Origin of the sequence: Streptomyces sp. NRRL F-5123 (genome assembly GCF_000721495.1) — a bacterium.
Classification (GTDB): domain Bacteria; phylum Actinomycetota; class Actinomycetes; order Streptomycetales; family Streptomycetaceae; genus Actinacidiphila.
This window is the reverse complement of sequence record NZ_JOHY01000008.1, coordinates 271,041-283,002: the sequence shown is the minus strand read 5'-3', so window position 1 is coordinate 283,002 and position 11,962 is coordinate 271,041. Positions and strand designations below refer to the sequence as shown.

The window sequence follows — 11,962 nt, the reverse complement described above, 5'->3', positions numbered from 1 at the left end:
CACCGCTGAATCGTACCGAGCCGGGAGGTCCGCCCGCGCAGGCCGTCCACAGGGCAGCCCGTCAGACCCCGGGGGCGGCGCCACCGGGGCCCACGGCGCCCGGCCGGGTGTTCAGCGACCACACGTGCGTGCAGCGCGGGCACTGGAGGTGGACCACCGGGCCGCGGTTGGACAGCAGGTAGCGCCAGTGCTCGCCGCAGGCGCGGCGGCCGGCGCAGGCCGGGCAGTCACGCGCGTCGTCGCAAGCCGGGCACGCCACCCAGGCCCGCCGCGCGGGATCGGCCTGCGGGTCAACGGGCAGGCGCACGGCCCGGCCCCTCCCCCGGCCCCCCGTCTGTCCGGGTCCCGCCGCCGGGCAGGACACCGGCCGCGACCAGCTCGTCGTGGAGGCGCTGCTGCTCGGCGTCCAGCCCGGAGTAGAGCAGCGCGTAGGCTTCGGCCTCGCCCCGCAGCACCTCGACCGGATCCCAGTCCGCGCCGAGCGCCGCGACGACCTCGGCACGCCGCCGGACCTCGTCGAGGGTCAGGTCGAGGCTGAAGGGTATGAGGCCGGGGCTGTCGCCCGTATTGCTGGGATTTCCGGCATCGGCGGCGTTCATGGCGTGACTTCCGATCTGGGGGGACCCTTCCATCCTTACCAGCCGTTCCGCCCCGGGGGAAGGGTCCCCCGACCCGCCGTGACCGACCTCATGCGGTCCCGCCCGGTGTCCGGGGCCCCGGCAGCCGGCCGGTGGAGGTCCAGGTCAGCAGCAGGACGGCGACGTCGTCGAGGTGCCGCCCGCGGTCCAGGGCGCGGGTGGCGGCCGTGAGGTGGTCCAGGAGGGCCTGGCCGTACGGGTCGGGCGCGGCGGCGATGACGGCGATCAGGCCCTCGGTGCCGAGCCGCTCCGGGCCGCTGCCCGCGTGGCCCTCGGTGAGCCCGTCGGTGCACAGCAGCAGGGCACCGGCCGCGGGCAGCGCGACCCGCGAGGTGCGCCAGTCCTCGGTGCCGGGCAGGAAGCCGAGCGCGATGCCGGGCCCGGCATCGACCTGGGCCGCCTGGCCCTTCTCGACGAGCAGCGGCGCCTCGTGCCCGGCGAGCGTGACGTCGGCGTGGCCGCCCGCCGGATCCAGCCGGAGCGTCGCGACCGTGGCGAACATCGCCGGGTCGGTGCGCTCGGCGACCAGGATCCGCTCCAGGAGGGCGAGCAGCGCGGCGTCCCGGTAGCCGCCGAGTACCAGCGTGCGCCACGCGATCCGCAGGCACACCCCCATCGCGGCCTCGTCTGGCCCGTGGCCGCTGACGTCGCCGATGACGGCGTGCACGACGCCGTCGTCGGTCTGCACGACGTCGAGGAAGTCCCCGGCCAGGAGCGCGCCCTCGCGTCCGGGCAGGTAGCAGGACGTCGGCACGACCCGGGGGTCGGGCGGCAGCATCGGCACGGGCAGCAGGCCGCGTTCCAACCGCTGGTTCTCCTGCGCGCGCAGCTGGTTGGCACGCAGCTGCGCCGCGGTGTGCTCGACCTGCTTGCGGTGCACGGCGTAGCGGATCGCGCGGTCCAGCAGCTCGCCGGTGACCGCGCCCTTGACCAGGTAGTCCTGCGCGCCGGAGGCCACCGCCTCGGCGCCCGCGGTGCCCTCGGCCAGGCCGGTCAGGACGATGACGGCCGCGGCGCCGCAGGCCTCCTGCACCCGCCGCACCGCGCCCACGCCCTGCGCGTCGGGCAGGTGCAGGTCGAGCAGGACGCAGTCGGGCGCCTGCCGGGCGGCGTGCGCGATGCCCTCGCGCAGGCTCTGCACCCACTGGAGGTCGACGTCGAGCGTGGTGTCGGCGAGGTACTCCTCGACGAGCAGCGCGTCGCCCGGGTCGTCCTCGACGAGCAGGACGCGCAGCCGGGTGTGGGCCGGCGCGTCCGCCGGTCCGGTTACCGCAAGGTTCACCGCTGGTTCTCCTGCGCATCGGCGGCCGCCGCTGCGGGGGACGGCCCGGGCAGCGTGAAGGCGATACGCGTCCCGGGGGTGTGGGCGGGGTCGACGGCGATGGTCCCGCCGTGGAATTCGACGATCTTCTTGCACAGGGCCAGGCCGATGCCGTTGCCCGGGTAGCTCTCGCGGGTGTGCAGCCGCTGGAAGATGACGAAGACCTGCTCGGCGAACTCCGGCCCGATGCCGATGCCGTTGTCGGTGACGGCGAAGTGCCACAGGCCGTCGTCGTCCGGGCGTGCGGTCAGCCTGATCTCCGGACGGCGGTCGGGGCTGCGGAACTTGACCGCGTTGGACAGCAGGTTCTGCAGCAGCATGCCCAGTTGGGTGGCGTCGCCCGTGAGGGTGGGCAGCGGGTCGTGGTCCACCTCGGCGCCGGCGTCCTCGATCGCGACGCTCAGCACGTCGGCGGTGCGGGCGAAGAGCTGTTCCAGGTCGACTTCGGAGGTCTCGGCGTTCAGCCGCCCGACCCGGGAGAAGGCGAGCAGGTCGTTGATGAGGGTCTGCATGCGGTTGGCGCCGTCGACGGCGAAGCCGATGTACTGCCCCGCGCGGTCGTCGAGCCGGTCGGCGTAGCGGCGCTGCAGCAGCTGGCAGAAGCTGGCGACCTTGCGCAGCGGCTCCTGCAGGTCGTGCGAGGCGACGTAGGCGAACTGCTCCAGTTCGGCGTTGGAGCGGCGCAACTCGTTGGCCTGCTCGTCCAGTTGGAGCCGGTTGGCGTCGGTGCGGGCGAGCTCGCGGACCAGCCGGACGCGCATCGAGTCGACGCCCGCGGCCATCTGCCGCATGTCGGCGGGCCCGGTGGGGGTGACGGGGTGGTCGAACATGCCGTCGGCGACGAGCCGTACGTCGCCGGACAGCCGCTCCAGCGGGCGCGTCACGCCGCGGCGCAGCCCGGCGAAGACGCCGGTGGTCAGGCCGAGGATGAGCAGGCCGATGGCGGCGAAGAGGACGTCGCGCTCGGTGGTGGCCGAGCGCAGCTGGGCGCGGGAGTCCTCACGGGCACGCTGGATGGTCTGCTGGAGCCGGCCGGTGGCGTCGCGTACTGCGTCGAACTCACCCTTGCCCTCACCGGCGCGCTCGGTGGCCAGTGCGACCGGCCCGCCGGGCGGGGCCGCGGCGACCGGCACGGCGATGCGCTGCTGCCAGATCCCGGCCCGCCGCTCCAGCGCGTCGAGGTCGCGGATGACGTCGGCGCGGTCGCCCATGGCCGTACGCAGCCGGGCCGCGTACGTGCGCTGGTCGCCGACACCGGTGCGGTAGGGGTCGAGGAAGCCGGGTTGGCCGGTGAGGCCGTAGCCGCGGATGCCGGTCTCCTGGTCGGCCAGGGAGGTCTCCAGCCGGACGGCGGCGACGAAGGCGGAGTCCGCGGCGAGCACGCGGTCGGTCAGCGTCGCGGAGCGGGCCAGTATCCAGCCGCCGGCGGCCCCGAGCAGCAGCAGGACGGTGAGGGAGGACGCGACGCCCGCGGTGAGCCAGCGCCGGGTCGTCCAGCGCCCGGCCCCGGGTGCGCGCGGCCCTGCCGGCTGCGGCCGCCGCGGCGTCGCCTCGTGCGGCCCGGTGGACTGCTGCGGTATGTCGGTGTCCACCCTGCTCCTCACGACCGGCCGCGCCTGTGCCGCGTTGCCGCGCGCTCCGCGGGCCCGGTCGCGGACGGCGCCATCGTACCCGCAGCGGGTGCGGGAGGCCCGATTGTCCGCCCCTGCCCGGCTGCATATCCTGACCTGCCGGACACCGGCCGACGCCACGGCCACGACATCAGGAGCCCTGCAGTGAACTCCCTTGCCGGACACCGCGCTTACCACGTCCTCCTCGTCGAGGACGACCCGGCGGACGCGCTGCTCGTCGAGGAGGCCCTCGCCGACCGCGGCGTCTCACGCTCCATCAGCCGCGCCGACGACGGCATCGACGCCCTCGCGCACCTGCGCGACCCGGCCAACCCGCGCCCCGACCTGATCGTCCTGGATCTCAACATGCCCCGGATGAACGGCCGCGAGCTCCTCGGCGTCCTCAAGCAGGACGCCGACCTGCGCACCATTCCGGTGGTGATCCTCACGACGTCCGCGACCCCCGCGGACGTGAGCGCGGCCTACGAGCGGCACGCCAACGCGTACGTCACCAAGCCGGTCAACCTCGACGAGTTCCTGGAGTCGGTCCGCAGCATCGACCAGTTCTTCCTGGAGACGGCGACCGTCCCACACCGCGAGGACTGACCGCCCCGCCGCCCGGGAACGACGAAAGGGCCGCCTGGAAAGGCGGCCCTCATCGGCTGGAACGGTGGGCGATACTGGGATCGAACCAGTGACCCCTTCGGTGTGAACGAAGTGCTCTCCCGCTGAGCTAATCGCCCGGGACATCGAGAACCTTACAGGTGAACGCGCCGCGCGTTCAAACGACATGGCCCGGGGCGGCGGCCAGCAGTGCGCGCAGTCCGCGCCGGCCGGCGCGCATCATCAGCGCGTGGTTGGCCAGGAAGAAGGGGCGGCCGGGGGCGGCGAGGCGGCGCATCAGGGGTTTGCGCACGACGACCTCCTGCTCGAAGAGCAGCCGGGTACCGGGGCCGTCCTGGGCGGCCGTCCAGCGGATCCAGCCCTCCAAGTCGCCCTCCACCGCGGCTTCGAGGACCCGGCGGTGCGGGTCCTGGAGGGTGGAGCGGGCGGTGACGACGAGGTCGTACGGGAGCAGGGAGCGGAAGCGCAGGAGGCCGGTGGTCCCGCCGGTCTGCCGGACCTCGCGGATCTGCGGCCACCACTCGGGGTAGGCGTCCGGGCGTTCCAGGACGCGGTAGACGGCGTCGGGGTCGGCGGTCAGCCGCCAGACGCTGCGGAATCGGTAGTGACTCCAGTCCATGGGGCCAGTGTGCGCGCCGGGCCGCGGCCGGCGAAACACCGAGGGTCCCGGAGCCTGTGACGGCTCCGGGACCCTCGGTCCGGGGTGGGCGATACTGGGATCGAACCAGTGACCCCTTCGGTGTGAACGAAGTGCTCTCCCGCTGAGCTAATCGCCCCGGCGTGCGGACTACTTTACCGCACCCGGGCGGGCCTCCCGACCAGCCGGCCTCACACCGCCTCCCAGGGCATCGTGAAGCCGAAGGCCAGCACGTACCAGGTCGCCAGGCCCGCGAGCACGAGCACGACCACCGTGGTGATCAGCAGGTTGCGCCTGCGCACCCGGGGGTCGGCGGCGGCCCTGGCGAAGTCGGTGACCTTGCGGCGCGTCCAGCGCAACACCTTCTGCGCCCAGACGAACTCGGTCCCCCAGATCGCCATGCCGCCGAAGATGATCAGCCAGCCGGGCCCGGGCAGCGGCAGCAGCACGATCCCGCCGCCGACCACCGCCAGACCGGCGACGAAGATCCACACCCGCCACACCGCGTGCAGCAGCCGTGACCGCTGGACGAACGCCGGGGCACGCGAACCGAGCCGCGAACCATTGGCCACAGCTTCGTCATTCTGGTCACTCTCCGCGATCACATATGCCAACGTACCGGACTTCGGGGTATTAGCCGAAACGGCCCTTCCACCCTTCTCGCCACTAGTCCGGACGAGCTACCAGAAGCCTCACAAACCCCTCAGAGGGGTTTACAACGTCCCCGCAGGTGGCATGTCGATTTCGCCGACGTGCGAATCCCCGAGCGCACACTGAGCGAAAGGCCCTGGCGCTTATGAACACCACGGTCAGCTGCGAGCTGCACCTGCGCCTCGTTGTGTCGAGCGAATCCTCACTGCCCGTCCCCGCGGGCTTGCGGTACGACACGGCCGATCCGTATGCCGTGCACGCCACCTTCCACACCGGAGCCGAAGAGACGGTCGAATGGGTCTTCGCCCGCGACCTGCTCGCCGAGGGGCTGCACCGCCCCACCGGCACCGGCGACGTCAGAGTCTGGCCGTCCCGCAGCCACGGTCAGGGCGTCGTGTGCATCGCCCTCAGCTCCCCGGAGGGCGAAGCCCTGCTCGAGGCCCCCGCACGGGCCCTGGAGTCCTTCCTGAAGCGGACGGACGCCGCGGTCCCGCCGGGCACCGAGCACCGCCACTTCGACCTCGACACCGAGCTCTCCCACATCCTCGCGGAGAGCTAGCAGCGGTCACCGACCGTCCGCGGCCGGTCCTACTCGGGGGGACCGCCCGGACACCCAAGGCGGCGCAGGCCCGCGCCGGCCGCCTGACACCGCAGGAACGAGAGCCGCCGCTGTGGGGCCGACCCGCCCCACAGCGGCGGCTCTCGCACGCTAGAGTCACCGGAACGCAGCCGAACGACGACGCCGGCAGGGAGCGTTTCGTGCTGATCAACCATGACACCAGGTGCGCTCTCGACAGCGTGGTGGATCTGCTCAACACCGCGCCCGCGAGCGAGGGCCGCGAGCGGCTCGCCGAGGTCGCGGACCTGCGGGCCTTCGTCGACCGCCGCGACATCAGCGAGGTCGGCAGGCTCGACCGGCAGGACCTCACCGCGGTCCAGGCGGTACGCGCCCGCTTCGCCGAGGTCTTCGCCGCCACGGACGACGCCGCCGCCGCGTCCCTGCTCAACACGCTGATCGCCGCCGCGAGCACCACACCCCGCCTCACCGACCACGACGGCTACGACTGGCACGTGCACTACTTCGCGCCGGGCGCCTCGCTGGCCGACCACCTCGCCGCGGACTGCGGCATGGCACTGGCCTTCCTGATCGTCGCCGGCGAGCGGGAGCGGCTGCGCCGCTGCGACGCCCCCGACTGCCGCCGCGCCTTCGTCGACCTCTCCCGCAACCGCTCCCGCCGCTACTGCGACAGCCGTACGTGCGGCAACCGGCTGCACGTCGCCGCGTACCGCGCCCGCCGGCGCGAGTCGGGCGACCCGGCGGAAGCGACCGTCTAGGCCCCGGCCTCAGAGGAAGATCAGGTCGTACGCCGCGCCCACGCCCAGCAGCCCGCCGACCACCAGCAGGAACAGCATCAGCGGCGGCTGCGACAGCGCGTACAGACACCCCCGCGCCTCCGCCGCGGGCCCGCCCGCCGCACCGCCCTCGGCGCCCGCCGCGGGCGTCCTCTCCCCCGGACACGGAGCCGTCCCGGTGCGCAGCGGGATGCGCGGAGCGGGGATGGGGACGACGTCGGAGGCAGCCGGCACGGCACGGTCCGGCAGCCGCTCTGCGGCGACACGGTCGCCGGTGGTGGGCAGCACACAATGATCTTCGCGTAGCCCGCGGGGTGCCGCGGACCGGCCGGCGCACTTCGCCGTGATCTTCAGCTCTCCGGGGGGAGGCGTTCGCAGACCGGTCGAACGGGCAGCGGACGCCCGCGACACCGGGTGGGCAACCGCGGCCACGAAAGGCCCGGGACTTTCCCGGGGTGCGGCCGACGCGCTCAGATGCCGCGGCGCTTGAGGATCTCCTCGACGTCGGCGAATTCGGACAGGCCGCTGTCGGACCCGCGCGAGCGGCGGCCCGAGGCCGCAGCCGGACGGTTCGCGGCGATCGCCGGGGCCGCCGCGCCGCCCCGCACGGCCGCCGGGCCGCGCTCCGCCGCGCCGCCCTCCGGGAGGCGGGCGGAGATCAGCCGCGTCACCCCGTAGAGCAGCGCGGCGACGGCGAGCACGCCGAAGCCCAGCCACACCGTCGGCTTGAAGACCAGGTCGGCCGCCCAGTCCGCGGTGGCGGTGCCGACCTTGCGGCCCAGCGTCACCAGCCCGGCCATGGCGAGCCCGACCGGCAGCAGCGACGCCGCGGCGATCCTCGTCGCCGCCAGGAAGCGGCGCCGGTAGGCGGTCATCATCGCGATGCCCAGACCGCCCGCGGACAGGGCGGCACATAGCGTCGTGGTCAGCATTCTGCGGCTCCCGTCGGTCGGTCCCTCCCCATCGTGCCTCTCCCCGGTCGCGGAGGGCCACGGTCGGCACGGATGTTCAGGGGGATCTCCGGGGCGCCTCCTCCGCGAGTGGGAGACTGGCCGCATGGAACGACCCCGCCCCACCACCACCCCCGTCGTGCTCGAAGTCTGGTGCGAACTCCAGTGCCCCGACTGCCGCACCGCGCTCGGCGACGTCGCCGCCCTGCGCGAGCGGTACGGCGCCGCGCTCGACATCCAGCTGCGGCACTTCCCGCTGCCCAAGCACCAGCACGCGCTGGCCGCCGCACAGGCGTACGAGGAGGCCCACGCGCAGGGCCTCGGCTGGGAGTACGCGACCGCCGTCCTCGCCCGCGCGGAGGAGCTGGGCACGGTGGGCGAACCGCTCCTCGTCGAGGTCGCCCGCGACCTCGGGCTCGACGCGGAGGAGGTCGACACGGCGCTCGTCGACGGCCGCCACCTGCTCGTCGTCGACGCGGACGAGGCGGAGGGGCGGGCGATCGGCGTGACCGGCACGCCCACGTACGTCATCGCCGGCGAGCGGCTCGACGGCGGCAAGTCCCAGGATGGCCTGCGCGCCCGCATCGAGTCCCTCGCGGACGAGCTCCTGGCGTAGGGCGGCGCCCTCCCCGCCGCGGTGGTGCCCGCGCCTGCCGGCGCGGGGTGTTTCCCACCACCACCCGTGCAACTAGGCCGTCAGCTCTCTGCCCACCTGTGGGGCTGCCCCGCCGCCGGGGGTGAACCGCAGTCCCGTGAACATCACCCCCACCGGCAGGCAGCGGCCCACGAGACCCCGGGAGGGGGACGATCCGGGGGTGCCCCCGCAGGAATGCGCTTCCCAGCCCCTCAGCCACTACGGACGACGGCGAACGCGCATTCCGAGGAGGTACCCCCGGAGTGGCACCCGACCCCACCCACCAAAGCAAGGGCGCGATGCCCCGCCGGGCAACAACAGGCCCTCGGGACCGCGGCTACAGGGACTTCCCGAAGTTGTGGGTCCGCACCTCGTAGCCGAGGGCAGCGTAAAGGTCGAGCTCCGCCGTTTCGTCGAGGACGACGTTCAGGCCGATCTCCCCCACCCCCGCGGAGCGGCACGCGGATTCGGCGGCCAGGAGCAGCGCACGGCCGAGGCCGAGACCGTGGTGGGACGCCGGTACCTCCACGGCGAGCACCCACGCCGGCTCCGGCTCCGTACGCAGCCAGAGGCGCCCCACGGTGGCGCCGCCGGCGTCGAGGGCGAACAGACGGCTGCCGGGAAGAACGGCGGAATCCGCGACCGGCTCGTAGAGACGGAAGCCCTCCGGCACCGGCGCCGGCGCGGGCTCGCCCGTGCCGGTCAGGCACTTGCCCAGTGCGCGCTCGGCCTCGGTGTAGCCGAGTGCCCGGGCGATCCGCAGCCCGTACACCGCCTCCGGCGGTATCGCGGCGGTCACGCGAGTGCAGCCCCACTGCCGCAGCACCTCTTCCGCGGCGAGCGCGGCGACCGTGCCGCGCCCGCGCCGCCGGTCGGGCTCGGCGACGGTGAGCGCCTCGATGCGGCCCGAGCCTCCCGGCGCCTCGGCGGCGAGCCGGAGCGCGCCGACGGCACGACCGTTGACGCACACCGTGAAGTCGCGGGAGCGTCCGCCGCCGCTCTCGGCGCGCTCGGCCCCGGCCGGCCTGAGGGTCGTCGTCATGCGTCCCGCTCCCCCTTCGCCCGCCCCCGCGGCAGGGCCCGGCGGGGTGCGGTCGAGTGTACGGCGGGGCGCCATGGCCAAGTGGTTAGAAGGCACTTGGCCATGGCCCCCCGCCGGATCGGCGCCCCCGACGGCCCGTCAGCCGTGCCGGCAAGGCACCGGCGGGAGTGCACAGGCCACCTGGAACGGCCCGCGGCGGCGGGACGACAGCGGGCCGGACCGGGCAGCGGACCGGCAGCAGGCCGGGCGTCGCCGCCCTACGGGTTCGGGTGCGCGGCGGCCTGCTCGGCGAAGACCTCCATCGCCTTCGCCGTCACCGGCCCGGGCGCAGCAGGCAACTCGCGGGCGTCGACGCGGGTGACGGGCTGGATGTCGCGGAGGGAGGAGGTGACGAAGACCTCCTCCGCCTCGCCCAGGGCCTCGTACGGCAGGTCCTCCTCCAGGGCGCCGCACCATTCGACGACGAGCTCGCGGGTGATGCCCGCGAGGCAGCCGGAGGACAGCGGCGGGGTGAGGAGGCGGCCGTCGAGGACGACGAAGACGTTGGAGCCGGTGCCCTCGCAGAGCCGGCCGGTGGTGTTGGCGAAGATCGCCTCGGTGGCGCCCTGCTCGTGGGCGCGCGCGAGGGCGACGACGTTCTCGCCGTACGAGGTGGTCTTCAGGCCGGTGAGGGCGCCGCGCTCGTTGCGCGTCCAGGGCACGGTGACGACCGAGCCGGCGGCGGGGTGCGCGGGGGCCGGGCTCGTCGCCACCACGAGGGTGGCGCCGGACTCGCCGCGGTCGGAGCCGAGCGGGGAGATGCCGCCGGTGTAGGTGATCCGCAGCCGCGCGTGCGGCTGCGGGTTCGCGGCGAGGACGGCCTCGCAGGCCCGGACGACCTCGGCGGTGTCCGGCTCGGGCAGGCCGAGGCCGAGCGCGGAGCGGGTCAGCCGCCGCAGATGCCGGTCGAGCGCGAAGGCCTGCCCGTCGGTGGCCTTGAGCGTCTCGAAGACGCCGTCGCCGACGGTCAGGCCGTGGTCCAGCACCGACACGGTGGCGTCCGCTGCGTCCCGCAGCCCGCCGTCCACCCAGATCTTCACCGCTGTGTCCTCCCACTGGCGCCGGCACCGACGCCGCCGCTGCCGTTCCTGTCGCCGGTACGGTCCCCGGCGCCGTTCTCGCGCGAAGGCCCGGCCGGCTCCGGACACTCCGGACCCGCCGCTCCCGACGCTACCGCCAGCAGCCGCCGGGCCTTCAGCTCTGTCTCCTCCCACTCACCCGCGGGGTCGGACCCCCAGGTGATGCCCGCGCCGGTGCCGAAGCGCAGCTCGGGGCGGCCGGCGGCGTCGCGGTCGATCCAGAAGGTGCGGATGCCGACCGCGAGCGCGGCGGTGCGGCGGTCGGCGTCGACCCAGCCGACCGCGCCGCAGTACGGGCCGCGCAGCGCCGTCTCCAGCTCGCCGATGATCCGCAGGGCGCTGGACTTGGGCGCGCCGGTGACGGAGCCGGGCGGGAAGGCGGCGGCGAGCAGCTCGGGCCAGCCGGCGCCGGGGCGCAGCTCGCCGCGCACGGTCGAGACGAGGTGCGCCAGCCCGGGGTGCGGCTCGACCGCGCACAGCGCGGGGACGGTGACCGAGCCGGTGGCGCAGACCCGGCCGAGGTCGTTGCGGACCAGGTCGACGATCATCACGTTCTCCGCGCGGTCCTTGGGCAGGAAGTCGTCCGCGGTGGACGCGGTGCCCTTGATCGGACCGGATTCGACGGTCGTGCCGCTGCGGCGCAGGAAGAGTTCGGGTGAGGCGGTGGCCACCTCGACGCCGTGGCCGGGCAGCCGGACGGCCGCCGCGTACGGGGCGGGGTTGCCGAGTTCCAGGACGGCCGCGAGTGCGTCGACGTCCGGTGCGCCGCCGCCGGGGGCGGGCGGCAGCGGGGCGTGCAGGACCCGGCAGAGGTTGACCTGGTAGACGTCGCCGGCGGCGATACGGGCGCGGATGGCGTGCACGCCGGACTCGTAGGCCGCGCGGTCCATGGAGGACGTCCAGGCGGCCGGGTCGGGGCCGTGCCAGCGGGCGGCCCGGGCGGCGGCCGCGGCGCCGGTGTCCGGACCGGTGCCGGAGCGCGGGGTGCGGTGGACGTCGGCGAAGCGGGCGCAGACGGTGCGGCCCTCGAAGTCCGCGACGACGGCCCAGAAGCCCGTGGAGTCCAGGGCGGCCGGATCCGCGGTGACGTCACGCAGTCCGGTGGCGACGAGCCCGTGGAAACGGGCCAGCGGGACGAGATCGCGCACGGTGCTTCCCCGGGAGGCTGGAGCGGTCGGAACCCGAGTCTAGGGTGGGCGGACCGGCTGGGGCGGGAAGGGGCCGGGCGGGCCGCGTGGGATGGCGCACACCGCACGCACGCAGGGCTTTCACCCCGCTCGCACAGGGCCCCGGGAGGGTGCGTACGGGCCCTTCCGGCGACGCCGGCGGCGCCAACTCGCCGTCATTGGCCCGGCACGCTGCGGAAACCGGTTTTTGAGCTGGC

Annotated in this window: 15 protein-coding genes and 2 tRNA genes; 4 read left to right on the top strand and 13 right to left on the bottom strand. The window is 74.5% G+C overall.

The features are described from left to right. Window positions 1-61: 61 nt before the first annotated feature. From IH54_RS0110870 to IH54_RS0110855, 4 genes are all read right to left on the bottom strand, one after another. The gene (locus IH54_RS0110870; protein ID WP_031515308.1) at window positions 62-307 is read right to left on the bottom strand and encodes a hypothetical protein; all 246 of its coding nucleotides are present in this window, start codon (window positions 305-307) and stop codon (window positions 62-64) included. Beyond that, window positions 291-599 (bottom strand): DUF6400 family protein, encoded by a 309-nt coding sequence (locus IH54_RS0110865; protein WP_052397283.1) that lies wholly within the window; start codon window positions 597-599, stop codon window positions 291-293. Before IH54_RS0110865 ends, IH54_RS0110870 begins: the two co-directional genes overlap by 17 nt. 88 nt (window positions 600-687) lie before the next feature. Continuing rightward, on the bottom strand, window positions 688-1,920 hold the full coding sequence (locus IH54_RS0110860) for a PP2C family protein-serine/threonine phosphatase (RefSeq protein WP_043180418.1): 1,233 nt from the start codon (window positions 1,918-1,920) through the stop codon (window positions 688-690). Beyond that, window positions 1,917-3,551 carry a sensor histidine kinase gene (locus IH54_RS0110855; protein ID WP_234343444.1) on the bottom strand — a complete coding sequence of 545 codons (1,635 nt, stop codon included), beginning with the start codon at window positions 3,549-3,551 and terminating at the stop codon, window positions 1,917-1,919. Before IH54_RS0110855 ends, IH54_RS0110860 begins: the two co-directional genes overlap by 4 nt. A 183-nt stretch (window positions 3,552-3,734) precedes the next feature. Between IH54_RS0110855 and IH54_RS0110850 the strand changes: the two genes are divergently transcribed. After that, the gene (locus tag IH54_RS0110850) at window positions 3,735-4,175 is read left to right on the top strand and encodes a response regulator (protein WP_031515300.1); all 441 of its coding nucleotides are present in this window, start codon (window positions 3,735-3,737) and stop codon (window positions 4,173-4,175) included. Window positions 4,176-4,240: 65 nt separating this feature from the next. On the opposite strand, the gene IH54_RS0110845 is transcribed toward IH54_RS0110850, so the two are convergent. The 4 genes from IH54_RS0110845 to IH54_RS0110830 form a co-directional block, all read right to left on the bottom strand. Beyond that, window positions 4,241-4,312: transfer RNA gene (locus IH54_RS0110845), tRNA-Val, on the bottom strand. Between the two features lie 38 nt (window positions 4,313-4,350). Continuing rightward, window positions 4,351-4,812 carry an SRPBCC family protein gene (locus IH54_RS0110840; protein ID WP_031515298.1) on the bottom strand — a complete coding sequence of 154 codons (462 nt, stop codon included), beginning with the start codon at window positions 4,810-4,812 and terminating at the stop codon, window positions 4,351-4,353. A gap of 85 nt (window positions 4,813-4,897) precedes the next feature. Then, window positions 4,898-4,969: transfer RNA gene (locus IH54_RS0110835), tRNA-Val, on the bottom strand. Window positions 4,970-5,021: 52 nt separating this feature from the next. Continuing rightward, the gene (locus IH54_RS0110830) at window positions 5,022-5,435 is read right to left on the bottom strand and encodes a TIGR02611 family protein (RefSeq protein WP_031515297.1); all 414 of its coding nucleotides are present in this window, start codon (window positions 5,433-5,435) and stop codon (window positions 5,022-5,024) included. Between the two features lie 191 nt (window positions 5,436-5,626). On the opposite strand from IH54_RS0110830, the gene IH54_RS0110825 reads away from it, so the two are divergent. Next, complete coding sequence (locus IH54_RS0110825) at window positions 5,627-6,040, top strand: SsgA family sporulation/cell division regulator (protein ID WP_003959770.1); 414 nt, start codon at window positions 5,627-5,629, stop codon at window positions 6,038-6,040. A gap of 200 nt (window positions 6,041-6,240) precedes the next feature. Then, window positions 6,241-6,816 carry a CGNR zinc finger domain-containing protein gene (locus tag IH54_RS0110820; protein ID WP_031515296.1) on the top strand — a complete coding sequence of 192 codons (576 nt, stop codon included), beginning with the start codon at window positions 6,241-6,243 and terminating at the stop codon, window positions 6,814-6,816. A 9-nt stretch (window positions 6,817-6,825) separates the two neighbouring features. Here IH54_RS0110820 and IH54_RS39605 read toward each other — a convergent pair whose 3' ends face one another. After that, window positions 6,826-7,122 (bottom strand): hypothetical protein, encoded by a 297-nt coding sequence (locus IH54_RS39605; RefSeq protein WP_043180414.1) that lies wholly within the window; start codon window positions 7,120-7,122, stop codon window positions 6,826-6,828. 182 nt (window positions 7,123-7,304) lie between these two features. Beyond that, entirely contained in the window at window positions 7,305-7,766 is a 462-nt protein-coding gene (locus tag IH54_RS0110810) for a hypothetical protein (protein ID WP_031515294.1), read from the bottom strand. A gap of 124 nt (window positions 7,767-7,890) precedes the next feature. Here IH54_RS0110810 and IH54_RS0110805 point away from each other — a divergent pair, with 124 nt between their 5' ends. Next, window positions 7,891-8,400, top strand: coding sequence for a DsbA family protein (locus tag IH54_RS0110805; RefSeq protein WP_031515292.1), 510 nt, complete (start codon window positions 7,891-7,893; stop codon window positions 8,398-8,400). Window positions 8,401-8,755: 355 nt separating this feature from the next. Here IH54_RS0110805 and IH54_RS0110800 read toward each other — a convergent pair whose 3' ends face one another. The 3 genes from IH54_RS0110800 to IH54_RS0110790 form a co-directional block, all read right to left on the bottom strand. Then, on the bottom strand, window positions 8,756-9,460 hold the full coding sequence (locus IH54_RS0110800; RefSeq protein WP_052397282.1) for a GNAT family N-acetyltransferase: 705 nt from the start codon (window positions 9,458-9,460) through the stop codon (window positions 8,756-8,758). Window positions 9,461-9,717: 257 nt separating this feature from the next. After that, the gene (locus IH54_RS0110795) at window positions 9,718-10,539 is read right to left on the bottom strand and encodes an aminotransferase class IV (protein WP_031515288.1); all 822 of its coding nucleotides are present in this window, start codon (window positions 10,537-10,539) and stop codon (window positions 9,718-9,720) included. Beyond that, entirely contained in the window at window positions 10,536-11,726 is a 1,191-nt protein-coding gene (locus IH54_RS0110790) for a chorismate-binding protein (RefSeq protein ID WP_078862086.1), read from the bottom strand. Before IH54_RS0110790 ends, IH54_RS0110795 begins: the two co-directional genes overlap by 4 nt. Window positions 11,727-11,962 lie beyond the last annotated feature (236 nt).

Excerpts from the sequence above, each read along its gene's own strand:
- IH54_RS0110865 (WP_052397283.1), bottom strand. The coding sequence starts at position 599 with ATGAACGCCGCCGATGCCGGAAATCCCAGCAATACGGGCGACAGCCCC.
- IH54_RS0110840 (WP_031515298.1), bottom strand. The coding sequence starts at position 4,812 with ATGGACTGGAGTCACTACCGATTCCGCAGCGTCTGGCGGCTGACCGCC.
- IH54_RS0110825 (WP_003959770.1), top strand. The coding sequence starts at position 5,627 with ATGAACACCACGGTCAGCTGCGAGCTGCACCTGCGCCTCGTTGTGTCG.
- IH54_RS0110810 (WP_031515294.1), bottom strand. The coding sequence starts at position 7,766 with ATGCTGACCACGACGCTATGTGCCGCCCTGTCCGCGGGCGGTCTGGGC.
- IH54_RS0110805 (WP_031515292.1), top strand. The coding sequence starts at position 7,891 with ATGGAACGACCCCGCCCCACCACCACCCCCGTCGTGCTCGAAGTCTGG.
- IH54_RS0110800 (WP_052397282.1), bottom strand. The coding sequence starts at position 9,460 with ATGACGACGACCCTCAGGCCGGCCGGGGCCGAGCGCGCCGAGAGCGGC.